The sequence below is a fragment of the Methyloparacoccus murrellii genome, from assembly GCF_054657115.1.
Window position 1 is genome coordinate 1 of sequence record NZ_BAAHXD010000002.1, and the last position, 25,105, is coordinate 25,105.

Here is a 25,105-nt window from a genome sequence, read left to right on the forward strand (position 1 = left end):
TCATCGCGACGGAAACGCGGTCTTAATCCCTTCTACATCAGGTCTCGATTCAAACTTCAAGGAGAACGGTGAATACCGCGTGCGCTCGGGGTCTTAATCCCTTCTACATCAGGTCTCGATTCAAACCAAGGAGAACGGTGAATACCGCGTGCGCTCGGCGTCTTAATCCCTTCTACATCAGGTCTCGATTCAAACGTCTTTAATCTTGTTGGCGAGTCGTGGGAGGTCTGTCTTAATCCCTTCTACATCAGGTCTCGATTCAAACCAATCGCGGCTTTGAAAAAAGAAATCAAATCTGCGTCTTAATCCCTTCTACATCAGGTCTCGATTCAAACAAATTGAAAATTATGAAATTCCTATCGGCAATAGGTCTTAATCCCTTCTACATCAGGTCTCGATTCAAACTATTAATCGTGCTAACAGTCTTTATGGTATAGAAGTCTTAATCCCTTCTACATCAGGTCTCGATTCAAACCCATGCCATGGCGCATGGCGACATTAGCGCAGCTGTCTTAATCCCTTCTACATCAGGTCTCGATTCAAACAGACTCAAGGCCGAAAATAAGGCATTGAGACTTCGTCTTAATCCCTTCTACATCAGGTCTCGATTCAAACCAGACCCCTATTCAATGCTGCCGATGCAGGCAGCGTCTTAATCCCTTCTACATCAGGTCTCGATTCAAACGGCTGGGGGTGTTTTTCTCCTTCATTTTCAGTGGGTTACAGGGAGGGTTGACAGAAATCGCGTGCACGCAAAAGTGACACTGCCTCAATCCGGTGACACCTGCGGCGCCGGCATGCCGGGCAGGATGCGCCACCACCCGCGGATGGTTATCGCAGCAGGGCATCGTTCGCGTCGGCGGGCAGTTGCGGCGGCAGCCGGCGCAGGCCAAGCGGGGCGGTTTCCTGCAACAGGGCATCGAGGAACTCGCCGGCCAGCCAGTCGTGAAAGGCGCGGCCGGCGGCGGCGCCGACCGGGGCGAAACCGTGCGCCAGGATGGAGGCGTTGCGGGCGCGCAGGTAGTCGAGCATGGGCTCGCGGCGGTCGCGGTGCCAGGCCGCCAGCGGTCCCCGGGTGTGTTCGGCCACCAGCCGCCAGGCTTCGTAGAGCCCGGCCTGGCGCTTGCCGTCGCGGTTGGGCGGCAGCTGCGGCACCCAGTCGGGCGGCAGATCGCCGGTGCTGACCTGGCAGTCGCGCTGCAACAGCCATTGGGCGGTCCATTCCAGCAGCCGGTACAGGCGCGCGACGCCGTCGTCATGGCGACCCTGGGCGAAGCGCCGTTCGGCGTTGCGGTACAGGTCCAGGAGTTGCGCGGCCTCGCGTTGCAGCGGCTCGCCCTCGGTCAGGACGCGCAGCACGCCCAGCAGCGGGCGGGTGTCATTGGCCAGGGCGGCGGCATAGCCGTGCAGGCGCTGGAAGGCGCCGGCGTGGTCGAAGGCGTCCCAGGCGGCGAAGGCGGCGCTGAGGTCGCGGGCGCGGTTGAGCCGCCCGCGCAGGGTGGCGTTGGCGGGTGTGGGCAGGCGGCGCAGGCCGGCCTCGGCCTCGGCGTAGGCATGCCGGGTCCAGGCGTTGAGGTAGGGCTGCATGCGCCGCTGCAGGCGGATCGCCTCGATGGTGGCGGGCGCGGCGGTCTCGGCGCCGTCGCGCACCCGCACCAGGTCGACGCGGTTGCCGGTGACCAGTTGCAGTTCGACGTCCTCGCTGTCCAGGGCGGCGAGCACCAGCGCGGCGCTCATGCTCTTGGTGCCGCCGGTATAGTCGGCGAGGAGGCGTGCCTGGGGGTAGCGCCGGCGCAGGTCGGCCAGCGCTTCCCGGCACAGGCCGTGGATGGCGTCCAGGTCGTCGCTGGGCACCCGGCGCAGTTCGTAGCGACCGGCGGCCAGTCCGCACTGGCTGGGAATGTTGGGCAAGGTGGGCTTGTCATCGGTCGGCCTTTCCCTGATGCAGAACCCCTGCCCTTCGATCTGCGCGTCCGAGCCGGCCTTGCCGGTGTTGGGGTCGGGACCGGTGCAGAGGAAGCAGACGTAATCGGCGCCGCTTTCCTGGATGGCGCGGACGATGGGGACATGGGAGCCGCCGACGGTGCACAGCAGCAGGGTGCGGAGGTCGGGCGCGGGTGCGGGGTCGTTCATGCGCGATGGCGTGGGTTGGGGGGTTGGAGTCAGGGTTCGGGGACCGGCGCCTCAGGCGTCGCCGCGCAGGGCGGCCAGCCTGAGCTTCTTCAGGGCTTCCTTGTCGATGCGATCGACCACCCGGGGCAGCCACTCGGTGATGGCGTCGGCCACGGCGCGCTTTTCCGCGGCCGTCCAGTCGGCGCTTTCCCGGGCGTCCCTGGCCAGTTGCTGGGCCAGCTGGTGATACTGGGTGTTCTGGCGGTCCTTGCCGCCGCGCAGCTCCTCGGCGCGCTGGGCCATGGCCTGGCGGAAGTCCTCGACCCGGCGCAGGTTGGGCGTCAGGGTCGCCCGCCGTTCGGCTTCGGCCACCGCCCGGGCGGCCGCCTGCTCGGCCTGCTGCCGGGCCGTGGCCGCCTCGGCCTGGCGCCGCGCCAGGATGGCGGCACGCTCGGCGCGTTGGCTGGCTTCCCGTTCGGCAAAGGCCCGCGCCTCGGCCCGCCAGGGCTCGCAAAGGGCCTCCAGCGCCGGCCAGGCCGGGGCGTCCGCCGCGCCCGGCGTCGCCTCGACCAGCACCCAGCCGAACGGCAGCAGGTCGGCGCGCTGGTCCCGTTCGCCGGCCGCCAGCCAGAGGGTCCTGGCGGCATCGGCTTCGTCCGCCGGCTGCCCCTTGCCCTTCATGATGCGGATGCGGCGTGCGCCGTTGAGCGTGACCGATTCCGCCCCCGAGTGCCGCCCCACCCGCAGCAGGAAGACGTCGCCCGCCTCGATCCTCGGCTTGACCAGCGCGATCAGCTGGTCGATGGCGTCCACCCAGGCGGCCGCGACGTAGCCGCGCGTCTGCATGAGCTGGATTTCGGCGGTCAGCCGGGGCCGGTAGAAGGCATTGCAGGCATCGGCCAGCTGGCGCAGGGAATAGCGCAGCTCGCGCGCCGGCAGGTTGCCGCTGGCGCCGGCGGCCTCGACGCGCTGGAGGTTGAGCGTGGCGCGGAAGGCGCGCGTCTGGAAGGCCGACACGCATTCGAGGAACTGCGCCAGGTTTTCGGCCATGGCCGGGATTTCCCGGCCATGCCTGTCCCTGACCGGCGCCTTCTTGCGATTCACGGCCAGGCGCACGTCGGCGGCCGGCCAGTCGGCTGGCCCCTGCCACAGGGCGTCGCCCAGCTGCACCAGGCGCATGGAGTCACGTTCCAGTTGCTGCCGGCCGCACTCGGGGTCGCGGTAGCGGAACAGCCGCCCCTGCAGCTCATGCAGTCCCTTTTTCTCGAACGGCCTCCGGCCGTTGTTTTCCCGGTCGAGCAGCGCGGTGCGCAGCGCGCCCTTGAGCGAGGAGCCGTACAGCACCGGCTTGCGGGTCGCGGCATGGTAGGCGCAGCGCTGGATTTCCAGCTGGTTGAGCACCTGGCGACCGCCGCTCTCGACATTGGCGGCCTGCCCGATGCGACTGGCGTGCAGCGCGGCGAAACCGGGCAAGGTGGGGATGCGATTGATGCCGACGGGGATCAGGCGCTCGCGCCGCTCGTGGAAGAAGCGCTGCAGGGACTTGATCATCTCCGGACCGGGCCGGCCCTGGGCGATGGCGAGCAGATGGCGGCGGTCGCGCTCGTCCAGGGCGGCCATGACCGCGCCGGTGTCGAACTCGTGCAGCACGCCGGCCTCGTCGATGACGTACTGGGTCGGCTCGTAGGTTTCCCCAGTGCCGATATGCACCGGCGCCAGCGGGGTGATGTGCAGGGTATGGCTGTCGTGGGTGCTCATGCGATAGCCCTCCCGGGCAGGCGGATGCCGACCACCGGCGCGTAGCCTTGCTGCACGGTCCCGGCCAGGGCGGCGTTGCGGGTCATGCGGCCGTTGCCGCCCAGGCCCTGGCCCAGCCAGGGCCGTGCCGGCGTGGGCAGCGCGGCCTCCGGCCCGGTGGCGAGCACGGCGCCGGTCTGCGCCAGCAGCACCGGGGTCTTGAACGGGCTGCCAAGGTGCACGCCGAGGTCACCGTGGCGGCCGAAACGGGTGAAGGTCTGGTAGAAGCTGCGCGCCGGGTCAAGGCCCAGCCCCTGCGGCGCGCAGGGCGCCAGCGTGAGCCAGGCATCGGCGCCCGGCTGGCTGGGCAGTTCGGCGGCCTCGGCGGCCACCACGGCGAACTTGCCGAGCCCGACGCTGGCATCGCGGCCGACGCCGTAGGCGCCCATGTCCGCCAGCGCCTGCCGCAGTTCGGCCAGGCTGAGGCGGCGCTCGTCGAGCACGGCATGGACGGCCAGCCGGACCGGTTCGTTGCCGCCGGCGCCGTACCAGTGGCGGGTCTGCGTGTAGGGCGCGAAGGCCTCGCCATCGGTGGTGCCGGTCAGGCGGTGCAGGCTGTTGTGCGGCTGCGGATGGGCCTCGGGCCGGGCACCGGCGACCTCCCCGCCTGGCAGGCAGTGCCTCAGCCAGGCTTCGACCGGCGCGTCGTGCCGCTCCCACGGCAGCCAGGCCCGCCGCTTGGCGGCCTTGCGGTCCAGGTCCGGCACCGGGTCGAAGCAGAAGCCGGGCAGCGCGGGGCGCGGCAGGTAGCCCAGCGGCAGGGCATCGGACAGCACCGCGAAGGGACGGCTCTCGGTGTAGCCGTCGAGCAGCTCGACCAGCCGGTCCTGGCCGTGGCGATGGCGCAGGCTCCAGCACAGCTGGCCGAACAGGCTGTCGCCCAGCGGGGGGCCGCCGAAGGCGGATAGGGGTTGCAGGGTCAATCGGTAAACGGTCATGTCGGGTGTCCTGGCTGTGTTCGACGGAGCCGCGCCGGCGGTCCGCCCGGGGCGAACTCAGGCCGCCGCGCCGAAGCGGACCGCGTCGACGTGCCCGAGCACATCCGCGCCGTCCAGCGCCAGCTGGCTGAAGCGCAGCTTGCCGTAGCCGCGCGAGCCGGAGCCGCCGAGGCCGGTCAGCTCCAGCAGCTTGAGCCCGCGCCAGACCATGGGCAGCAGAGCGCTGTCGCCGGCGTGGACGCGCAGGGTCAGGTTGAAGCTGAAGCGGGCGCCGGCGGGCACGCGCTCGGTATTGCGCGGATGCTCGGCGACGCCCCGGATGCGGTCGATCATGTTCTCGGACTTGGTTTCGGTCAGCAGCAGGTTGCGGTCGTTCATTTCCCGGATCCAGGCCGGTTCCAGCGCGCAATCCCAGAAGGCCAGCCGGGTGGGACCGATCTCCGTGACCAGCTCAAGGTTCTGGCCGGCGCCTTCCGGCGCGCCGCCGAACAGGCGCAGCAGGTTCTTGGCGGCGGGCCGCGTGGCTTCCGGCAGGTCGCGCAGGTGCCGGAAGCCCAGGGGATTGCCCTGGGTCGCGCCGACCACGCCGAGATCCCATTCCAGCAGGCTGCGCATCTTGCCCTTGACGCTGGAGCCGGGAATGTAGGGCTCCTGGGTCAGGGGGTGCTTGATGACCGGATTGTCGGTGCCGCCGATGTGCATCTCCGTGTTGCCGGAGCCGATGTGCAGGCCGGAAAGCAGCTCCAGCGTGCCGGTGAGTTTCTGGATATCGATGAGTTGCATGGGGTTCTCTCCGTCTCAGTTGTCGCCGCGTTCCTGTTTGTAGAAACCCATGAAGGCTTCCCAGAACAGCTTGCAGGTGGTCAGGGTCCCGGCGTCCGTCACTTCCGACAGGGTGTGATGCAGCAGGTTGACGAAGGTCCGGTCGACCAGCTTGCGCCCTTCGGCATAGGCCGCCTTGGCATTGATCATCAGGATGAAGGGCAGGTATTCGGCGAATTTCCCGGGCTGCTGGCTGGCGCGGGTTTCCCACAGCACCAGTTCGTCGTAGAAGCGCCGCAGCTGGGTGGATTTGTTGCGGGACTTGTCCGCGCCCGCGACCGCCCTGGCCGCCTCCTGGGCGATGCCGTTGAAAAGTTGGGCGCCGATCGGTTTCGCCAGCCGGATGCCGCCGGGGTCGTAGACCGGTCCCCGGTCCTCATGGCCATGGTTGCGACCGCCGCCCTGGTTTCGATAGTTCTGCTGTTCCGCCATCTCGGCCTCCTCAATCCCGTTGCTGATACAAGTAAGTGAACAGGGCGATCTTGTAGGCCGCCCCGAACCGTTCGATGCCCTCGCGGGCGATTTCCGTCGCCAGTTCGGCGGCCAGCGCCCGGCGCCGGCGCTCCACCGCCTCGCGATCCTCCCCGCCGCGGATGCGGCTCTCCACCAGGCGCCGGGTGCGGTAGGCGAACCAGGCATGCCAGAGCGCGTTGTGCGGTTTATCGCCGATCCCGGCCGCCATGTCGGTCAGCTGCAACAGCCCGTAGAGATAGCCGGTGGACAGCCCGACGTCCCGGGCCATGCGCGCCAGCCGCGCCTCGCTGCGGCGCAGGGCGTCGAAGCGGTCCCAGCTCACCGTCTGGCCAAACACGGCGACGGCGTTCTTGGCCGCGCCGGCTTCCCCGTCCGGGCCGGGTTCCTGATGGACCTTGGCCGCCTCCAGCGCCGTCTCGGCCAGCCGCGCCAGGTGGCGGATCGGCAGGCCGGGTTTGGTCATGGACAGCCCGGCCGAGAAGTGGATGTCGGGATTGCCGGCGACGAAGCGGGCGAACTCGCTTCGCATCCGCCCCGCCAGCGCCAGCGTGGAATGCCAGGGTCCGATGAGGAAGAAGTCGTCGCCGCCGGCGAACACGGTGTAGGTGTTGCGGTAGCGCCGGATGCCGTCCTCCTCGCCATGGGCGCAGAGCCAGGGCAGGTAGACCGCGAAGAAGGCGTTCACCTGCCGCGACAGCGCCGCCCATTTGGCGAAGGTCGGCCGCTCCAGCCCCCGCTCGAAGAGGGTCCCGAGGTTGTCGACATCGCCCTTGAGCGTCATCAGCGCTTCCTGGCCGACCCAGGTCTTGCCGTCCTCGTGCAGGCGCCGGTCGTCGCGGGCCAGATGGTTGAGGGTCTTCGGTTCGTCCGGATGGGGGACGGACGCGCCCGGGTGCTCCAGCCCCCGGTAGAGCTCCGCGTCCCAGGCGTTGGCATCGTCGAAGCGTGGCACGTAGGCGTTGATGCAGCGGCGGGCGTAGCCGTTCCAGAGCGGGTCCGTGAAGCCTTCCGGCAGCGAGAAGTCCCAGCAGCGGCGCAGGTTGCCGCTGCGGGCCTCGCGGCCGAAGCGGCCGGTTTCCGCCTCGCCGCGGGTGAAGCGGATCCGGTAGCCGAAGATGTCCAGCCGCAGGGTCTGATGGTCGAGCGGCTCGCGGGTGATCAGCACCCGGTCCTGGGTGGCCAGGCAATGTCCGATGTCGATCTGGTCGGCGGCCAGCGCACTGGCCCAGACGCCGGGCGACAGCTCCACCGTGGCCGGCGAACGCCCGTCGACGCGGCACTCGCCGCGCCCGGGATGGAAGGCGTCGAGAAAGTCCTCGAACAGCGCCGGCGGCGGCGCTTCGGCGCACAGCCCGAAGCGCCGCAGCTTGACCGCCTCCAGCTGCTCGAACAGGCGCCGGACGAGCGTCTGGAACGGACTCGCCGCGCCCGCCGTCCCGGAACGGAAATCGTCGGCCCGGGCCGGCAGCCGGGCGAGGCCGATGCCGACGCGGCCGTGGGTATGGCGCAGGAACCAGGCGTCGAACTCGGCCTGCACGGCCGCCAGCGCGTGCGCCGATGCCGGCGTGTTGGGGGCGACGATGAGGAACTTGCCGGCGGCATTGACCACCTGGCTGGTGGGCGGCAGATCCAGCGCTTCCAGTACCCGCAGCGCGGCCAGTTCCGCCAGCAGCGAGACCTGGAAGGAACGCCCGCGCAGCAGCTTGGCGGCGCGTTTCTGGGTCTCGCCGCCGGTGGCGAAGATGAAGTCCTGGATGCCGTGGAAATCGCCCTGGATCAGCAGGAATTTCTCGCTCTCCCAGGCATCGTGGGCCAGTTCGCCGGCGGCGCGCTGGTGATCCCACTGGGCGCGCAGCGATTCCCGGGTCGTGGCCGGATCGTCGTTGCGGTCGGCGTGATAGCGCCACAGCGCGACGGCCAGGGCGGCGGCGGTGCGCGAATGATCGTACAGCGACACCTCCGGCCTGATGCCGCCGGTGGTGGCCGAGGGAATGGCGTGGGTATAGGTCTGCCAGAGGCTGTCGAAATGGTCCAGCCACAGGGGCAGGTTGCCCCGATGGCTGGCGGGGATTTGCGGGATGGCGGCGGTGAAGCCTTGCCAAAGCGCGCGGTACTCGGCCTGCGCCCCGGCGTTGCCGGCGGTTTCGCAGTCGGCCGCCGGCACCGGGAACAGGGCGCTGGGCGAGAGCGGCGCGAGCGGGTAGCGGTAGTCCGGCACGGCGGGTTCCGCCCGGCCGTCCAGGCGGATCTGCTCCAGCAGGGTCCACTGCCGCTGGGTGTAATGGTTGAGTTTCCGGCCATCGTCGTCGGCCGCTGCGTTGTAGCTGGCGAACGCCTCGCGCTCGAAACCGGAGGCCAGCCGGTCGGCGCTGGCGACGATCCATTGCAGGAAGGTATCCGGCCGGTGATGCCGGGCGGCGGCGTTGATGATGGAATCGTCGGCGTTGCGCTCGCCCCAGGGCGCGAAGGGGGTCATGACATCGCCCACCAGCTCGGGCAGGTGCGCCTCCAGCAGGTCGAAGCCGATGGCGGTATAGGCGGCGTGGACATGGGTGGACCGGCCCTTGAAACTGGGGCAGTTGAGCTGCTTTTCCCGCTCGGCCCGGCTGACGCCGGCCGCGTCCTTCTCCTCGGCCTCGGCGATCCGCGCCCGTTCGGCGAACTTGCCCAGGTCGTGCAGGTAGGCCGCCAGGGCCACGCGGGTAGCGGCATTCAGTCGTTCCGGATTCATCCCAAAGTCCTCAGGTGCTCTTGATGAGAATTTGCCGCGGCGCCAGCCCGAGCCCATAGGCGGTGCGCGGCCGCGAGCCGAAGCCCTGGATCAGGTAGGCGGTCGCCGCCAGCGACAGCTGCTCGCGCAGCAGCCGGTTGACGCGGCTCTTGCGGCGCTCGAAGTAGTTCTTGTCCATGCCGGCCTGCAGGCCGGCGGCGACGCGTTCGAGGTCGCCGAGAGGGCCGACGATGTCGCGATAGGTGGCCATGAAGGCCCGCGCGTAGGCTTGGCTGGGCACGCCCTCGGGCGGACAGGTCAGGTGCGGCGCGGTGTCGTGGGCACGGCGCGCGAGCCAGGCGTAGAAGGCCCATTCGGCGGGCGGCAGCTCGACTGGCCGCCCGCCCGCCAGGATCAGGCGCCGGCGGATGTCGAGTTCCAGCGCGGGCGCTGCCAGGCTGCGCTGGGCGGCCTGCACTGTGGCGGAGAAGCTGGCGCGGCCGCTGAGCAGGGATTCCGGCAGCCCCAGCCGCAGGCGCACGAAGGGGATGTCGGCCAGCGTCACATGGGCATCGCGGCTGTCCAGCGGGCGTGGGTCGGGCGGCTGGCCGTAGATGATGTCCGGGTAGGGCGTCGGGTAGAAGAAGCCCGGATGCGATTCGAACGGTGGACTGACCAGCACATGGGTCAGGCGGTCCTGCGGCCGTCCGAACAGCGACAGGGCGTAGCCGGCGAAGAAGCCCAGGGTCTTGCGTCCGCCGGCCAGCGAGACATGCAGCTGGGCGTCGTCGTCGGCGGTGAGCCGGCGCACCCACTCGGTCACGGTGTCGGCCGCGGCGACATTGTCCGCGCCATCGCGGATGTCGGCGAGCGGCTGGCCGCCGGCGTCCCGCAGGACATGCAGGCTGTCGCGGTCGAACTGGATGGCCGGCAGCCGGTAATCGGCGCACAGGCGCCGGAACCAGCCGGGCTGGGCGCTGAGCAGTGTCAGCCGGGCGCGGGCGATGCCCTCCTCGGTGGAGAGCACGTGGACATGGGTCGGCAGCTCGGCCGGCCGTTCCCGGGCCAGCGCGTAGAGCGTTTCGGTCACGACCTGGGGCGTGAGACCGGCGATGCAGAGCAGGTGGCGGCGGGGGTAGGCGTTGCCCATCGCGGCGTGTAGGGTCCGTCCGTGGCGAGGAGGTCCTGAGTATCCGCGATGGCGGGAACTCAGGCGGGATCTGGCAAGCTTGCCGGGGCCAGCCGGTATTGCCCCAGCCCCAGCGTGGCGCCCTTGCCGGCATGGGTCCATTGCCCCAGCCAGAGATAGGGCCAGAACGGCCGGATGTCCGCGCCCCGCAGCAGGAATCCGCCATGCAGGCCGCCCATTTCGAGCGTCGTCTCCTGGCGGCTGGAATAGCGGGTCCAGTCGTACCAGCGCAGGGTCGGCCGGTGGTGGGGGACTTCCCGCGCCTGCCGCATGAGTTCGGCAAAGTCCGCTTCCAGCGGCCGCTCGGTATGGAAGTAGCTGAGCAGGGACAGCCGCCGCAGCAGGGCGCCGAACAGGTCGGCGAAGGCGAAGCGGGCCGGCGTGACCAGGTGATCCTCGCGCTTGATGCGCAGCGGCGTTCGCAGCTCGACCGCCACCCAGTCGGGCAGCGGCGGTACCGGCAGGGGTTCCTCCGGCGGCGTCCGCAGCGGCTCGCCGGGCGCGTAGATGGTCGCCCAGTCCTGCCGCGCCGGGCCTTGCGCCTGGCGGACCTCGACCAGCTCGAACGGCTGTCGCTGGCGGCCGAGACCGTCCTCGCCGGCCGCCGTCAGGGCATGGATGAAATACGGCAGCTGCCGCCGGGCCGCGCCGACCAGCGTGAGACCCAGCCGGTAGCGGGGGCCGCTCTGGCCGGGGATGATGCCCAGCACGAAGGGATGCGGGACGGCGCGGTATTTGCGCAGCCGGTCGGCGTCGGGTGGCGGCGGGGTCTCGAAGACGTAGGGAAACACGCAGCTGCGGTACAGCAGGCAATCCTGGCAGCGGGTGTCGCGGATGACGCAGACGCTGCGCTTGAGCGCCCAGCCGAGCGCGCCGCGCCAGGCCGAGCCGGGAAAGGACGGCAGGCGGACGGGCTCGCGGGTCTCGAAGCCGACCTCAAGGATGGTCAGCGGCAGGCTGAGTGGCATCGGAGCGTCGTCGGGCCAGGGGACTCAGACGCCCTCGGGATAGGCGTAGCTGTAGTGCTTGCGCAGCGGCTTGACCACTTCCCACTGGCTCTCCAGTCCGGCATGGAACGAGACCAGATCACCCGGGCCGATGCGGACCGGTTCGCCACCCGCCGGGGTGACGATGATTTCGCCCTCCAGCACGTAGGCCACCTCGGTTTCGTCGAAATCGATGCCGAAGGTGGAGGGCTCCTTTTCCCATATCTCCCAGCCGGCCACGCCGAGCTGTTGCAGACGGGCCGGGTCGGGACGGTGTTCGAGGGTGATCTTGCTCATGCTTGTCAGGGTTTTCCAGGGGGAGAGTGGCGTCGGATGCGACGGATGGCGACGTTCGGACAACTATTGAAACACTTATTACATGATGCATTTTATGGCCAAGCGAAGTCCAGCCAGCGAATCGATGCACACGCGGGGACGTCGTGTCGGCGGGGAATGTCCGGGATGACGGATGACGGCGAATGGCCCGGAACCACGTCGCCGGCGGAGTGTCTGCGCTGGGTGGCCTGCCGGCGGGCACGCGCGCCGGCCAGGCTGGGGCTTTGCGGCGGGCGTCGCAGGCCGCAGAATCGTCCTCTGTCACCCGGACCCATCCGCCATGGCCAGCATCGTCCTGATCAACCCGCGCTTCGAGACGTCCTTCTGGAGCTTCAGCCACGCCCTGCCGATACTCGGCCGGCAGGCGGTGACGCCAACCTCGGCCTTGCCGTTGCTGGCGGCCCTGACCCCGGCGGAACACGAGGTCCGGCTGATCGACGAGGCGGTGGAAGCCATCGACTACGACAGTCTGGCCGGCGCCGGCCTGGTCGGGCTGACCGGTATGATCGTCCAGCGCCAGCGCATGCGCGAGATCGCCGCCGAAATCAAGCGCCGGGGACTGTTCCTGGTGGTGGGGGGACCCTGGATCACGGTCCAGGAGGACGATCTGGCGGGGCTCGCCGATGTCGTTTTCGTCGGCGAGGCCGACCACACCTGGCCGCTGTTCCTCGCGGAATGGTCGGCCGGCCGCCACCGGCAGCGTTACGAGCAGGCGCAACGCACCGACATGACCGCCCTGCCCCCGCCGCGCAACGACCTGCTGCGGCTGGAGCGCTATCTCCAGGGCAGCGTGCAGATGTCACGCGGCTGCCCCTTTCTCTGCGAGTTCTGCGACATCATCGTCACCTTCGGCCGGCAGCCGCGCGTCAAGACGCCGGCGCAGGTGATCGCCGAGCTGGAGGCCTGGCGCCGGGCCGGCATGGGTGCGGTCTTCCTGGTGGACGACAACATCATCGGCAATCGCAAGGCCCTGCTGCCGATCCTCACGGCGATCGCGGCCTGGCAGCGCGAACACCGCTACTGGGTCTCGCTGCACACGGAGGCCTCGCTGAATCTCGCCGACGACGAGGAACTGCTGGACCGCTTCGTCGAGGCCAACATCCGCACGGTGTTCATCGGCATCGAGACGCCCAATCCGGCCTCGCTGCTGGAGACGCGGAAATTCCAGAACGTCGACAAGCGCCGCCGGCAGGCATCGTTGAGCCAGGCCGACGCGGAGGATTTCCTGATCGAGCGCATCCACCGCATCCAGCGCAAGGGCATCAAGGTCACCTGCGGCCTGATTGTCGGCTTCGATGCCGATACGCCCGCCATCTTCGACGTCCAGCGGCGCTTCCTGGCGCGCTCGGGCATCCTGCAGGCGATGGTCGGCCTGCTGTCGGCCATCCCGAAAACGCCGCTGCACGCGCGGCTGCTGGGCGAGGGCCGGCTGGACACCGACGATCCGCCCGCCTTCGGCACCAATGTGATTCCCGCCGGCATGAGCCGGGAGCAGCTGGCCCGGGGGTTTCTCGACCTGATCGGCGACATCTTCGAGCCCGACGCCTATTTCGACCGGCTGGACGACCTCTACATCCGTCGCCGCTTCTACGATCACGCCGAAAGCGTCCGGGTGCCCAACATCCCCCGCTGGCTACGGCTCAAGTACCTGCTGATATCGCTGTCGGTCACCGGCCTGCTGCTGGCGAAGCTGCTGCTGCACGCCCGCGACTGGCGGCTGCGCCGCCATTACCTGCGGCGGCTGGCCGACTTCGCCCGCAGTCGACCCTACCCCATGCGGTTCTTCGACTACGTCATGGAAAGCGTGTGCCACTACCACTTCTACCGGTTTTCCCAGGACATGGCCAAGGGACGCACCGGCATCGTCAATACGATGTAGCTGCCGCCGCCGGCGGACGGTGGCGGTTCAGTCCCGTCGCAGCAGGGCGTCGCCGATGCCGTCGAACAGCATCAGATTGCGCACCAGGGGTTCGGCGTCGACATGCAGGTCGCCCGAGAACGGGCGGCTGAAGAGGACCACCAGATACAGGTTGAGCCCGATCAGCAGGGCAACCATGCCGACCATCATCAGCTGCAGGCGGTAGCTCTCGACATGGAAGACGTAGCTGAAGACCACCGTGATCACCGCGCCCACGCACAGCACGAACCACTCGACGGCCGGCAGATCGTGCAGCGCGATGCCGGTCCGGGCGCGGCGCTCGTCGCGCAGTTCCAGGGTTTCCTGGACCAGGGAGGGATACAGCGCCTTCTGGTTCTCGGTCACCGGTTCGAGCTGCGTCGCCTCGTTGACCAGCTGCAGACTGATGTTGCGTACCGCCTCGTGCACCTGGCCGGCATCCATCATCGGCCATTCGCGCTCGATGACTTCGTGGGCATAGCTGCGGCACAGGGACTGGAGCCGCGCGGCAGGCTGCGGCGGCAGACGCTGGGCCAGCAGGTAGACATTGGCCAGGGCGTTGGCTTCCTTCTCGACGGTCTGGCGCGCCAGCTGGAAGGTCTGCATCGCGTCCACCACGATCAGCCCCAGCAGCACGGCATAGAGCGTGCCGCCGACGCTGAACATGTTGCCGGAGACATCGTGCACATGCCGCAGCCGGTCGAGCTCGAACCAGCGGCGGACCAGCCCCACGCCCGCCACCGAGCAGAAGACGAAGACCAGGACGAAGATCGAGCCGGTAAAGTAGCTTTCCACATCCAGCCAGGTGGGCATCGCCATTGTCATCTCCTGGTCGGCGGCAGTTCAATCATCCACGGATGGCGGCGCGTCGGCGAAGGCGCAGGGCCTGCCGGAACGGCACACGACCTGATACTGGATGCGCCGCTGGCAACCCTCGGCCCAGGCCTTGTATTCGCTGTAGAGTTCGTCGCTCCAGTCCTCCATGCGGTCGCCGCGGATCGGCCGGTCGGCGGTAGCATCGGCGCAGTGCAGGTCGCGCATGGCGCGCTGGCGGGCCATGAGCTGCACCTGGTCGGATTGGTCGGTGAGGGGCGGCAGGGCCGGGGAACAGCCGGCCAGCAGCGACAGCATCAGCAGCGGCACAGGTTTCATGGCGATCTTCCTGGGAAAAACATGAGGCATCCTGGGGCGAGTCGCCGGCATGGGGTACGCGCGGACGGACCTCGCCGCCGGCTGCAAGACAGGCGATGGATCGTACCCGGGGCAGGCCCCGGTTTTTTCGTCGGATGGACGGTCGCCGGAAGCGTGCCCCCGGGCGCTTCAGGCCGGCTGCGCAAGACCCGGGGCCGGCGGGTTGCCCGGCACGGCCAGCGCGTAGACCGGATAGCCGCTGTAGAGAATGTCCCCGGCCGGCGCCGCGCCCACGCAGCCGCCCAGCAGGGCAAAGGCCATCGCCATCATCAGCCGTCGCATGATCATGCCCTCCACGATCGCTCCAGGTGGGCATACTTCAACCGATTTTGGGACCGAGGGGAACCCCCTTGCCGGCCCTGCCCTGTCCTGCCCGCCGGGATCAGGGCCCGGGCGGGGCGTAGATCGCCTCCACCAGTTCCAGGAACCAGGGCGGGCGCAGCAGGACCACGGACAGGCCGATCGCGCCGGTGACCGGAACCGGCGCGATGTCCAGCAGCAGCAGCGCCAGCAGGGCGGCCACCACCTTCAGCCGCAGCCAGCCGTTCGGCGCCGGCTCCGTCAGACCGGTAGCGGCCGTTGGCCGCCCGTACAGAGCCCGCGTCGTGCGCAGCAGCCAGTCGGGCCGGGCCAGCACGGCATGCAGGCCGATCAGGCAGGTGATCGACAGCGGACCGAAACCGATCAGGCTGAGCCCCAGCATGGCCAGCAGGCACTGGAGCCGGGTGCTCATGGCCGGCAGCCAGCGGAGCAGGCGGGCCGGGGCGCGTTCATTCCCCCATCTGCAACAGCAGACCGCGCTGGCGGGCGATGCGGAACGACAGCCCGAACAGCGCCAGGCCCAGCGCGAGGTAGAGCAGGTTCAGCTCCACGGCCAGCAGGAAGTGTCCGGTGGAAAACACCCGGTCGCGCAGCACCGTGCGCATGCCCTCGAACACATGGCTGGACGGCAGGGCCCAGGCGACCGGCTGCAACCAGCCCGGCAGCACGGCGACCGGGTAATACACCCCGCTCAACGGCGCGAAGGCGAACAGGATGGCCCAGGCGAAGCCTTCCATGCCGAGGCCGAAGCGCAGCACCAGCGCCACCACGATCAGCCCGATGGCCCAGCCCATGACCATCAGGTTGGCAAAGAACGCCACCAGCGGCAGCCCCATGTCGTAGAGGGAATAGTGGTACAGCAGGATGGCGAGGCTCGACGCGATGCCGATGCCGAACGCCGTGCGCAGGAAGCTGACCGCGAGCAGCGACAGGGCCAGCTCGTGCGGGCGCAGCGGGCTGACGAACAGGTTGCCGAGGTTGCGCGAGTACAGCTCCTCGAAGAACACCAGGGACACGCCCAGCTGCGAACGGTACAGCACGTCCCACAGCAGGGTCGCGGCGATGAGCAGGCCCGAGGTCTGCGCGATCCACTCGCTCTGTCCGGCCAGGTAGCGGTTGATCAGGCCCCACAGCACCATCTGCACGGTCGGCCAGTAGGCCAGCTCGATCAGCCGCGGCCAGGACGCCAGCATCAGATAGCGGTAGCGCACCACCATGGCGTTGAGGCGGCCCAGGCTGCCGCGCAGGTCGGCAAGCCGACTCATGGATCGGATTCCCGGGCGATGTCGATGAAGACCTGCTCCAGCGTGTCGCGCCCGTAGCGGGCCAGCAGGTCCGCCGGCGCGCCCCGGTCGACGATGCGGCCCTGGCGCATCATCAGCACCGATTGGCACAGGCGTTCCACCTCCTGCATGTTGTGGGAGGCCAGCAGGATGGTGGCGCCGCTCTGGCGCTGGTAGTCGCGCAGGTAGGCGCGTACCTGGTCGGCGGTATAGGGGTCCAGCGCGGCGGTGGGCTCGTCCATGAGCAGCACATCGGGCCGGTTCAGCAGCGACTTGGCCAGCGACACCCGGGTGCGCTGGCCGGCCGAGAGCGACCCGTAGCCGCGTTCCAGCAGATGCCCCAGCCGGAGCGGCTCGGCCAGTTCCCGGATGCGCCGTGCCCGCGCGCGGATGCCGTACAGGCGCGCGTAGACATCGAGGTTCTGCCACACCGTCAGCCGGTGCGGGAGATCGACATAGGGCGAGGTGAAATTCATCCGCGGCAATGCCCGGAACCGGTCGCGGATCATGTCGATGCCATGGATGCGAATGTTCCCGGAACTTGGCAGCAACAGGCCGAGCAGCATGGACAGGGTGGTGGTCTTGCCGGCGCCATTGCCGCCCAGGAGGGCGTGGGTGGCGCCGACCGGCACCTCGAAGTCGAGCCTGTCGACCGCCAGGATGTCGCCGTAGCGCTTGCTGAGATGCCGAACCTGGATCGCGGGATTGCTCATGACGCGGCACAGGATAGCGGGTGCCGGGGGCGAGGCAAGTTTCCGGGCCTGCCGGCCGTATCCCGCCACCCGGGCATTGCACCGCGTGGCGGGACGGATACAATCCCGCAGCAGCCGGACCAGGAGAATAAAAGCATGAAAATTCAGTCGATTGGCAAACTCATGGCGATCCCCGCCCTGCTGCTGGCAAGCGCCCGGATCCCGGCCGAGGAACATACCGAGGAGGCCATCCGGCACGCCGGGCAGGCCGCGCGCGCCAGCGGCGATTCGGCCAGCGTCAAGGAACACGCCACGGAAGCCCTCAGGCATCTGGACGCCGCCAAGGCCGCCAACCGGGGCAATCCCGAGGCGTTGCAGCACCTGCGCCAGGGCGAGGCCAACCTCAACGAGGCCATCTCGCATGCCCGCCGCTACAACTCGCAGTCCGCTGGCGAGGAGGCCGGCGACGCCCGGCACCACCTCGAACAGGCGGGGGGCGGACAGCATCCGGCCCCGCCACCCGCGCCCCGGCCCTGAGGACAGGCGCGGGCCGGATCGATGAGGCGGCCGATCAGCGCTCGATCGCGTAAACCGATTGTGCATGGAATCGCTGTTCTGCTTTTGCTGCCGCCCGCTTACCATAGCCGCCCACGCCTACCCGCAGGAACCCCATGAAAAAACTGCTGTTCCAGTTCGACACCGACGCCCATCCTTCCGTATTCGATTGCGTCGTCGCCTACGACGGTGGCGCCGACCGGGTCATCGGTCACGGTCTCGTGACGCCCGACAACGTGGCGCCCCTGGTCGATGGCGCGATCTTCACCCGTCCGCCCAAGGACAAGCGGAACACCGCCATCTTCGTCGGCGGCAGCGACATGCAGGCCGGCCAGGCCCTGTTCGAGGCGGTGCGGCAGCGCTTCTTCGGCGATTTCCGCGTGTCCGTGATGCTGGACAGCAATGGCAGCAACACCACGGCGGCGGCGGCAGTGGCCAGGCTGATGGGCAGCGGCGAACTTGCCGGCAAGCGCGCGGTGGTGCTGGCCGGAACCGGTCCCGTCGGCCAGCGCGCCGCCGTCATGCTGGCGCGCGCCGGCACCGGGGAGATTCGCCTCACCAGCCGCCAGCAGAGCCGCGCCCGGCACGCCGCGGACGAGCTGCGCGCGCGCTTCGGCATCGAGGTGGTTCCGGTGGAGGCCTATGACAGCGACGATCGCGGCCGTGCCATCGAGGACGCCCAGGTCGTGATCGCCGCCGGCGCCAGCGGGGTCGAGCTGCTGCGGCCGGAACACTGGCAGGACCTGCCTGCCCTGGAAATGCTGGCCGATGCCAACGCCACCCCGCCGCTGGGCATCGGCGGGGTGGCGGCGATGGACCGGGGCGCCGAGCGCGCCGGCAAGATCGTCTGGGGCGCCATCGGTTTCGGCACGCTCAAGCTGGCCCTGCACCGCGCCTGCATCGCCCGGCTGTTCGAGACCAGCGACCTGGTGCTCGACGCCGAGGAGATCTTCGCCATTGCCCAGAGCCTGGCCTGAGAGCCCGGCGGCCGCGTTGACAAGCCGGGGCGAAAACCCACAATAGCCCGGGACGCGCCCGGCCGGCGGCTTTCACGGTAAACTTCGGGCAATTCCCTTACCCTCATCGCAATCCAGACATTGTCCCCATGATCGTTCGCAAAACTACCGTCGGGGTGCAGGTCGGCTCGGTACAGATTGGTGGTGGCGCACCCATCGTGGTGCAGTCCATGACCAACACGGACACGGCCGACATCGACAGCACCGTCCAGCAAATCCACGAACTGGCCCGGGCGGGCTCGGAACTGGTCCGCGTTACCGTCAACAACGAGGCCTCGGCCGAGGCGGTGCCCCATATCCGCGACCGGCTGGCCGCCAGGGGCTGCAACGTGCCCCTCATCGGCGACTTCCACTTCAACGGCCACAAGCTGCTGGAGAAATACCCGGCCTGCGCCGAGGCCCTGGCCAAGTACCGCATCAATCCCGGCAACGTCGGTCGCGGCTCCAGGCGCGATCCGCAGTTCGCGCAGATGATCGAGTTCGCCTGCCGCTACGACAAGCCGGTCCGCATCGGCGTCAACTGGGGCAGCCTGGATCAGGCGGTGCTGGCCAGGCTGCTGGACGAGAACGCCCAGCTGGCCGAACCCGAACCTCTGGAAGCGGTGATGCGGGAAGCCGTCATCGCCTCCGCCCTGGAAAGCGCCCACAAGGCCATGGAGCTGGGGCTGCCACAGAACCGCATCGTCATCTCCTGCAAGCTCAGCCGGGTGCAGGAACTCATCGCCGTCTACCAGACGCTGTCCCAGCGCTGCAATTTCGCCCTGCACCTGGGCCTCACCGAGGCCGGCATGGGCTCCAAGGGCATCGTTGCCTCCAGCGCCGCCCTGGGCGTGCTGCTGCAACAGGGCATCGGCGACACCATCCGCGTCTCGCTGACGCCGGAACCGCAGGAAAACGACCGTACCCAAGAGGTCATCGTCGCCCAGGAGATCCTGCAGACCATGGGGCTGCGCTCGTTCCTGCCCCTGGTCACCGCCTGTCCCGGCTGCGGACGCACCACCAGCACCTACTTCCAGCAGCTGGCCCAGGACATCCAGACGCACATCCGCCACAAGATGCCGGAGTGGAAGAAGCGCTACCACGGCGTCGAGGACATGCAGGTCGCCGTCATGGGCTGTGTCGTCAACGGCCCCGGCGAGAGCAAGCATTCCAATATCGGCATCAGCCTGCCGGGCACCGGCGAGGACCCGGTCGCGCCCGTCTACGAGGACGGCGTGAAAACGGTGACGCTGAAGGGCGACCGCATCGCCGAGGAATTCCAGGCCCTGGTGGAGCAGTACATCGACAGCCACTACGGGCGCAAGACCCCGGCCCCGCCCGGGGCGACCGGCTGAGCGAACCGACCGGCGCGGGCGCGGGCCAGGCCCCGCGCCCTTCAGCCGCGCGCCAGACGGCCGGCGCAAGCAGAACCGTCCACCGTCGCTGCCGCTTGCCGCGACGACGGGCCGCATGATCCGGCCCTTGCACCGACGCTGTCGGTGATATCACCCATCCTTAGTTTGTTGCCAACCGAATCGGAGGACTCTCTGCCGATGCATACCGTTTGCCGAACCCTGGCCGGCCTGGTGACCGCGCTCGCGCTGGTCGGCTGCGCCAGCCAGCCAGAAACCGTCACCCAACTTGGCCATCCGTCGTCCCTTTCCCGCAAGAAACAGCCGAAACGCTACCTGAACATCCCCATGGAGACGGCCTACTCGCCGCCGTTCAGCTTTCCCCAGGGCGCCCGGTCGATCGACGATGCGCTGTATGCCTTTGCGCCGGCCGCGCTGGAGCAGCTGAAACCCTATTTCCGCAAGGCCGGTGTTGCCTACCCGCCACGCGAAATCGCCCTGATCGCCATCAAGGACGAGCGCAAGATGGAGCTCTGGGCGCGCGACGGCGACAAGTTCCGGCTGATCCGTTCCTACACCATCAAGGCCGCCAGCGGCATGCGCGGACCCAAGCTGCGCCAGGGCGACCGCCAGGTGCCGGAGGGCGTCTACCGCATCAGCCGGCTGAATCCCAACAGCAACTATCACCTGTCCATGAAGGTCGACTACCCCAACGACTTCGACCTGCTGCATGCCGAGTACGATGGCCGCAGCGACCTGGGCGGCGATATCTTCATCCACGGCAAGAGCGTGTCGGCGGGCTGCCTGGCCATGGGCGACGCCGCCATCGAGGAACTGTTCGTGCTGGCTGCCCATGTCGGTCCGGAGAACATCAGGGTCATCATTTCCCCCAGCGATCCGCGCCAGCGGCCGCTGGATGCCAGCCTGCCCAACCTGCCGTCCTGGACACCGGAGCTGTACGAGCGCATCACGCGCGAGATCTTCGCCGTGACCCAGGCCAAGCCGCCGATCAAGCTGGCGCACAGCAGCAACGCCTATCCGCTCTACCGCCCGGCCAACTGAGGCCGGCCTCGCCCCGGGCGGCGGGGCGGAAAAACCGCGACCCGGGACCGAACCGCCAGCCGTCGCGGCGGTCCCACTCGCCGTCCCCGTTTCCCCCGCGAGCCTGCCTCATGACTGTCCCGCTGCACCTCACGCCCGCATTCGCCGCCTTCGATCCCCTGGCGTCCTTGCAACCGCTGGCCGGCCTCGCGGACTGGCTGGGGTTGCGCTATGTGGAGGAAATCACCCATCGGCGCAAGGTTCGCAACGGCCGGCCCGAGGACAACCGCGTCAGCTGCGAGCGCGGCGTCATGGTCGAGGCGCTGGTGGACGGACAGATCGCCTACGCCGCCACCAGCGACCTGTCGCCGGCGGGACTGCGCCGCGCCGGCGAACGCGCCGCCGGTCTGGCGCGGCGGCTGGCCTCGGCGAAGGTCTTCGCCTTCAGTCCGGCGCAGCGGCCGCCGACCACCGGGCGCTACCAGGGGCCCGGCGAGCGCTGGCTGGACTCGACCAGCCTGGCCGAATTCAGCGACCGGCTGGTGCAGGCCTGCCAGCGGCTGCGGGCTTCCGGACGGATTGTCACCACCCTGGCCGAAGCCACCCTGGTGGAACATGCCACGCGCTATGTCTCGACCAGCGGCGCCGACATCGACCAGCGGCTGCACCTGAGCGGCCAGCATTTCGCCGCCATCGCCCATCACCGCGGCGAAACCCAGCAGCGTTCGCTGAACGGCCCGACGGCCCGCTGCTGGCAGGGCGGCATCGAGCATTTCGACTGGGACACACTGCTGGAGGACTGCGAGCGGGTCGGGCAGCAGGCGCTGGAGCTGCTGGATGCCGAGGATTGTCCCGACGCCACGCTGGACCTGGTCCTGGCGCCGGACCAGATGCTGCTGCAGATCCATGAGTCCATCGGCCATCCGCTGGAACTGGACCGCATCCTCGGCGACGAGCGCAACTATGCCGGCTGGAGCTTCGTCAAGCCGGAGGACTTCGGCCGCCTGCAATATGGCAGCCCGCTCATGAACGTCAGCTTCGATCCGACCCTGGCGAGCGAATTCGCCGCCTACGGCTACGACGATGCCGGCACGCCGGCCACCCGCGAATACCTTATCCGCGAAGGCCGGTTGCTGCGCGGGCTCGGTGGCCTGGAGAGCCAGGCAAGGCTGGGATTGCCGGGCGTGGCCAATTTCCGCGCCGCCGGCTGGAACCGGGCGCCCCTGGACCGCATGGCCAACATCAACCTGGAATCGGGCACGGCGACGCTGGAGGAGCTGATCGGACAGGTCGAACACGGGGTCTGGATGGAGGCCAACCGCTCCTGGTCGATCGACGATTACCGCAACAAGTTCCAGTTCGGCTGCGAGTACGCGCGGCTGATCGAGGACGGCCGGCTGACCCGGGTACTCAGGAACCCGAACTACCGGGGCATCACCATTCCCTTCTGGCACGCACTGGCGGCGGTCGGTGATGCCGCCAGCTTCCGCGCCTACGGCACGCCGTTCTGCGGCAAGGGCGAGCCGCACCAGGTCATCCGCGTCGGCCACGCCTCTCCGCCCTGCCTGTTCCGTGGCGTGCAGGTCTTCGGAGGTGCCGCATGAATTTCGTCGACCGGACCCTGGCGCTTTTCGACGAGCTCGGCGATACCTGCTGCGCGGCGTTGCGGGAGGGGGAGGAACTGGCGCTCGGTCTGGCCGCCGAGGACCAGACCTACCTGCGCCTGAACGGGGCGCGCGTGCGGCAAGCGACGGCGGTCGAACAGCGGCGCCTGAACATGCAGTTCCAGTCACGCGGTCGCCGCGTGGCCTATGCCTTCGACCTCGGCGGAACAGCGGCATCCGATGCCGGCATCGCGCTGTCGCTGCTGGCGCGCGCCCGGCGGGAGGTCGAGGCGCTGCCGGCCGACCCCTTCCTGACGCCGATCCAGGCACTGGGCGTCAGCGACGAGCGGCATGCCGGCGAGATGCCAGAACCCGGCGAGGTGCTGGCCACGATCCGTGAAGCCGGCGCGGCGGGCGATCTCACCGGACTCTACGCCGCCGGCCCGCAGCTGCGCGCCACCCGCAATTCCGCCGGCACCCGCCACGCCTACGCCAGCGAGCGTTTCTTCCTCGACTATTCCCTGTATACCGTCGATACGCGGGGCGAGAACAAGGCCGTCAAGGACCTGCATGCCGGCCGCCAGTGGCAGGCCGAGGCCCTGGCGAGCCGGATCGAGGCCTCGCAGCGGCAGCTGGGCGCCCTGGCCGGCGCCAGTCGCGAGCTGGCCCCGGGCGATTACCGCGCCTACCTGGCGCCGGCCGCGGTCGATGCCCTCGTGGCCATGTTCTCCTGGGGGGCGGTCAGTTATGGCGCCAGCCGGCGCGGCGATTCGGCCCTGAGCCGGCTGATCGAGGGGACGGCGGCGCTCTCGCCACTGTTCACGCTGCGGGAAAATTTCGCCCTGGGACTGTGCCCGCGCTTCAACGGGCTCGGCGAGATGGCGCCGCTGACGGTGCCGGTCATCGAGCAGGGCCGGCTCGGGCAGTTGCTGACCAGCACCCGCTCGGCGCGCGAATATGGCGTCGCGGGCAATGCCGCCGATCCCGGCGAGGGCCTGCGCTCCCCGGAACTGGCGCCGGGCACGCTGGCCGATGAGGATGTCCTGTCAGCCCTGGATACCGGGCTTTACATCGGCAATCTGCACTATCTCAACTGGAGCGGCCTGCAGCATGCCCGCCTCACCGGCATGACCCGCTATGCCTGTTTCTGGGTGGAGGGCGGCAGGATCGTCGCGCCCATCCGCGACCTGCGCTTCGATGAAAGCCTGTATCGCCTGTTCGGAGCGGAACTGGAAGCCGTCACCGCCAGCAGCGAGACCTTGCTGAATACCGACACCTATGGCCAGCGGGCCCTCGGCGGCAGCCAGGTGCCCGGCATCCTGGCCCGGCGATTCCGTTTCACCCTGTAACCGCCGCGCCGGGGAAACCGGCCGCCGACGGAGCGACAGCCGGAATCGGCCCCGCCGGTGGCGCTACATCCCGCTGCGGAACGGCAGGCCGCGCATCATGTTGCCCTTCATGCCGCGCATCATGCCCAGCAGGTTGCCCTTCTTGAACTTCTTCATCATCTTCTGCATCTGCTCGAACTGCTTGAGCATCTTGTTGATGTCCTGCAGGTCCGTACCCGAGCCGCGGGCGATGCGCTGCTTGCGCGAGTTGTTGATGATGTCGGGGTCGGCCCGCTCCTGCCGGGTCATCGAGTCGATGATGACGATCTGCTGCATCCACTCGTTGTCGGTGATCTTTTCCTTGACGTGCTGCGGGACATTACCGGCGCCGGGCAGCTTGTCCATCATCGCGGTGAGACCGCCCATGCTCTTCAGCTGCTGGAGCTGGTCGTAGTAGTCGTTGAGGTTGAAGGCCTTGCCCTTCTGGATCTTCTTGACCAGCTTCTCGGCCTTGGTCTTGTCGATCTTCCTCTCGGCTTCCTCGATCAGGCTGAGCATGTCACCCATGCCGAGAATGCGCGAGGCAATGCGGTCCGGATGGAAGCGCTCCAGGGCGCCGGTCTTCTCGCCGATGCCGAGGAACTTGATCGGCTTGCCGGTGATGTGCCGCACCGACAGTGCCGCGCCGCCGCGGGCGTCGCCGTCGGTCTTGGTGAGGACGACGCCGGTCAGCGGCAGCGCGTCGCCGAAGGCCTTGGCGGTGTTGGCGGCGTCCTGGCCGGTCATGGCATCGACCACGAACAGCGTCTCGATCGGCTTCAGCTCGGCATGCAGGGCCTGGATTTCCGCCATCATCGCCTCGTCGATGCCCAGACGGCCGGCGGTATCGATGATGACCACGTCCTTGTAGCGCTTGCGGGCATGCTCCAGGGCACCTTTGGCGATGTCCAGCGGGGACTGCGAGGGATCGCTGGGGAAGAAGTCGGCGCCCACCTCGCCGGCCAGGGTCTTGAGCTGCTCGATGGCCGCCGGGCGGTAGACGTCGGCACTGGCCACGACCACCGAGCGGCGCTCGTTTTCCTTCAGCCACTTCGCCAGCTTGGCAACCGTGGTGGTCTTGCCCGCGCCCTGGAGTCCGGCCATCAGGATCACCGCGGGCGGCTGGGTGGCGAGGTTGATCTTCTCGTTGCCGCCGCCCATGACGCTGACGAGTTCATCGTTGACGATCTTGATGAACGCCTGACCCGGCGACAGGCTGGTCTTGACATCCTGGCCCAGGGCCCGCGTCTTGACATGCTCGATGAAATCCTTGACCACCGGCAGCGCCACATCGGCCTCCAGCAGGGCCATGCGCACCTCGCGCAGGGTTTCCTGGATGTTGTCCTCGGTCAGGCGCGCCTGGCCACGGATCTTCTTGAGCGACTGGGTAAGGCGTTCGGTGAGGTTGTCAAACATCGGCTTGCGTCCTTGGGGCTGTTGGCT

Annotated in this window: 23 protein-coding genes and 1 CRISPR repeat array; of the genes, 7 read left to right on the forward strand and 16 right to left on the reverse strand. The window is 68.6% G+C overall.

Features of this window, described 5'->3' with window-relative positions; genetic code table 11:
• Positions 1-19 precede the first annotated feature (19 nt).
• Positions 20-685: direct repeats of the CRISPR family, unit length 36 nt; unit sequence GTCTTAATCCCTTCTACATCAGGTCTCGATTCAAAC.
• A 146-nt stretch (positions 686-831) separates the two neighbouring features.
• From ACYQ1H_RS00570 to ACYQ1H_RS00610, 9 genes are read right to left on the reverse strand one after another with little or no spacing between them, the layout of a single operon-like run.
• Complete coding sequence (locus ACYQ1H_RS00570) at positions 832-2,133, reverse strand: TIGR02710 family CRISPR-associated CARF protein (protein WP_460026177.1); 1,302 nt, start codon at positions 2,131-2,133, stop codon at positions 832-834.
• A 51-nt stretch (positions 2,134-2,184) separates the two neighbouring features.
• Positions 2,185-3,870 (reverse strand): RAMP superfamily CRISPR-associated protein, encoded by a 1,686-nt coding sequence (locus tag ACYQ1H_RS00575; RefSeq protein ID WP_460026178.1) that lies wholly within the window; start codon positions 3,868-3,870, stop codon positions 2,185-2,187.
• Complete coding sequence (csm4, locus tag ACYQ1H_RS00580; RefSeq protein WP_460026179.1) at positions 3,867-4,847, reverse strand: type III-A CRISPR-associated RAMP protein Csm4; 981 nt, start codon at positions 4,845-4,847, stop codon at positions 3,867-3,869. Before csm4 ends, ACYQ1H_RS00575 begins: the two co-directional genes overlap by 4 nt.
• 57 nt (positions 4,848-4,904) lie before the next feature.
• Positions 4,905-5,630 carry a type III-A CRISPR-associated RAMP protein Csm3 gene (csm3, locus tag ACYQ1H_RS00585; protein WP_460026180.1) on the reverse strand — a complete coding sequence of 242 codons (726 nt, stop codon included), beginning with the start codon at positions 5,628-5,630 and terminating at the stop codon, positions 4,905-4,907.
• A gap of 15 nt (positions 5,631-5,645) precedes the next feature.
• Positions 5,646-6,101, reverse strand: a complete 456-nt coding sequence (gene csm2, locus ACYQ1H_RS00590) for a type III-A CRISPR-associated protein Csm2 (protein WP_460026181.1) — start codon at positions 6,099-6,101, stop codon at positions 5,646-5,648.
• A gap of 10 nt (positions 6,102-6,111) precedes the next feature.
• Positions 6,112-8,874 (reverse strand): type III-A CRISPR-associated protein Cas10/Csm1, encoded by a 2,763-nt coding sequence (gene cas10, locus ACYQ1H_RS00595; RefSeq protein WP_460026182.1) that lies wholly within the window; start codon positions 8,872-8,874, stop codon positions 6,112-6,114.
• 10 nt (positions 8,875-8,884) lie between these two features.
• Positions 8,885-10,003, reverse strand: coding sequence for a CRISPR-associated ring nuclease Csm6 (gene csm6 / locus ACYQ1H_RS00600; protein WP_460026183.1), 1,119 nt, complete (start codon positions 10,001-10,003; stop codon positions 8,885-8,887).
• A gap of 59 nt (positions 10,004-10,062) precedes the next feature.
• Positions 10,063-11,010 (reverse strand): CRISPR system precrRNA processing endoribonuclease RAMP protein Cas6, encoded by a 948-nt coding sequence (gene cas6, locus ACYQ1H_RS00605; RefSeq protein ID WP_460026184.1) that lies wholly within the window; start codon positions 11,008-11,010, stop codon positions 10,063-10,065.
• A 24-nt stretch (positions 11,011-11,034) separates the two neighbouring features.
• On the reverse strand, positions 11,035-11,325 hold the full coding sequence (locus ACYQ1H_RS00610) for a cupin domain-containing protein (RefSeq protein ID WP_460026185.1): 291 nt from the start codon (positions 11,323-11,325) through the stop codon (positions 11,035-11,037).
• 319 nt (positions 11,326-11,644) lie between these two features.
• On the opposite strand from ACYQ1H_RS00610, the gene ACYQ1H_RS00615 reads away from it, so the two are divergent.
• Positions 11,645-13,243: a B12-binding domain-containing radical SAM protein gene (locus ACYQ1H_RS00615; protein ID WP_460026186.1), complete on the forward strand. Its 1,599-nt coding sequence runs from the start codon at positions 11,645-11,647 to the stop codon at positions 13,241-13,243.
• A gap of 27 nt (positions 13,244-13,270) precedes the next feature.
• Here the strand turns inward: ACYQ1H_RS00615 and ACYQ1H_RS00620 are convergent, their stop codons facing one another.
• The 6 genes from ACYQ1H_RS00620 to ACYQ1H_RS00645 form a co-directional block, all read right to left on the reverse strand.
• Complete coding sequence (locus ACYQ1H_RS00620; RefSeq protein WP_460026187.1) at positions 13,271-14,080, reverse strand: bestrophin-like domain; 810 nt, start codon at positions 14,078-14,080, stop codon at positions 13,271-13,273.
• A gap of 24 nt (positions 14,081-14,104) precedes the next feature.
• Positions 14,105-14,413, reverse strand: coding sequence for a hypothetical protein (locus tag ACYQ1H_RS00625; RefSeq protein ID WP_460026188.1), 309 nt, complete (start codon positions 14,411-14,413; stop codon positions 14,105-14,107).
• 168 nt (positions 14,414-14,581) lie between these two features.
• On the reverse strand, positions 14,582-14,734 hold the full coding sequence (locus ACYQ1H_RS00630; RefSeq protein WP_460026189.1) for a hypothetical protein: 153 nt from the start codon (positions 14,732-14,734) through the stop codon (positions 14,582-14,584).
• Between the two features lie 100 nt (positions 14,735-14,834).
• Positions 14,835-15,185 carry a hypothetical protein gene (locus ACYQ1H_RS00635; protein WP_460026190.1) on the reverse strand — a complete coding sequence of 117 codons (351 nt, stop codon included), beginning with the start codon at positions 15,183-15,185 and terminating at the stop codon, positions 14,835-14,837.
• A 37-nt stretch (positions 15,186-15,222) separates the two neighbouring features.
• Entirely contained in the window at positions 15,223-16,038 is an 816-nt protein-coding gene (locus tag ACYQ1H_RS00640; RefSeq protein WP_460026191.1) for an ABC transporter permease, read from the reverse strand.
• On the reverse strand, positions 16,035-16,769 hold the full coding sequence (locus ACYQ1H_RS00645; protein WP_460026192.1) for an ABC transporter ATP-binding protein: 735 nt from the start codon (positions 16,767-16,769) through the stop codon (positions 16,035-16,037). The genes ACYQ1H_RS00640 and ACYQ1H_RS00645 overlap by 4 nt, the downstream gene beginning before the upstream one ends.
• Before the next feature lie 135 nt (positions 16,770-16,904).
• On the opposite strand from ACYQ1H_RS00645, the gene smbP reads away from it, so the two are divergent.
• From smbP to ACYQ1H_RS00675, 6 genes are all read left to right on the forward strand, one after another.
• Positions 16,905-17,285: a small metal-binding protein SmbP gene (smbP, locus tag ACYQ1H_RS00650; RefSeq protein ID WP_460026193.1), complete on the forward strand. Its 381-nt coding sequence runs from the start codon at positions 16,905-16,907 to the stop codon at positions 17,283-17,285.
• A 134-nt stretch (positions 17,286-17,419) separates the two neighbouring features.
• A complete protein-coding gene (locus ACYQ1H_RS00655) occupies positions 17,420-18,280 on the forward strand; it encodes an NADP-dependent methylenetetrahydromethanopterin/methylenetetrahydrofolate dehydrogenase (RefSeq protein WP_460026194.1) in 861 nt (286 codons plus the stop codon).
• A gap of 128 nt (positions 18,281-18,408) precedes the next feature.
• Positions 18,409-19,653: a flavodoxin-dependent (E)-4-hydroxy-3-methylbut-2-enyl-diphosphate synthase gene (gene ispG, locus ACYQ1H_RS00660; protein WP_460026195.1), complete on the forward strand. Its 1,245-nt coding sequence runs from the start codon at positions 18,409-18,411 to the stop codon at positions 19,651-19,653.
• Positions 19,654-19,851: 198 nt separating this feature from the next.
• Positions 19,852-20,712, forward strand: coding sequence for a L,D-transpeptidase family protein (locus tag ACYQ1H_RS00665; RefSeq protein ID WP_460026196.1), 861 nt, complete (start codon positions 19,852-19,854; stop codon positions 20,710-20,712).
• A gap of 110 nt (positions 20,713-20,822) precedes the next feature.
• Positions 20,823-22,295, forward strand: coding sequence for a TldD/PmbA family protein (locus ACYQ1H_RS00670; RefSeq protein WP_460026197.1), 1,473 nt, complete (start codon positions 20,823-20,825; stop codon positions 22,293-22,295).
• Complete coding sequence (locus ACYQ1H_RS00675) at positions 22,292-23,644, forward strand: metallopeptidase TldD-related protein (protein ID WP_460026198.1); 1,353 nt, start codon at positions 22,292-22,294, stop codon at positions 23,642-23,644. Before ACYQ1H_RS00670 ends, ACYQ1H_RS00675 begins: the two co-directional genes overlap by 4 nt.
• Positions 23,645-23,707: 63 nt before the next feature.
• Here ACYQ1H_RS00675 and ffh read toward each other — a convergent pair whose 3' ends face one another.
• Positions 23,708-25,078 carry a signal recognition particle protein gene (ffh, locus tag ACYQ1H_RS00680; protein ID WP_460026199.1) on the reverse strand — a complete coding sequence of 457 codons (1,371 nt, stop codon included), beginning with the start codon at positions 25,076-25,078 and terminating at the stop codon, positions 23,708-23,710.
• Between the last annotated feature and the right edge of the window lie 27 nt (positions 25,079-25,105).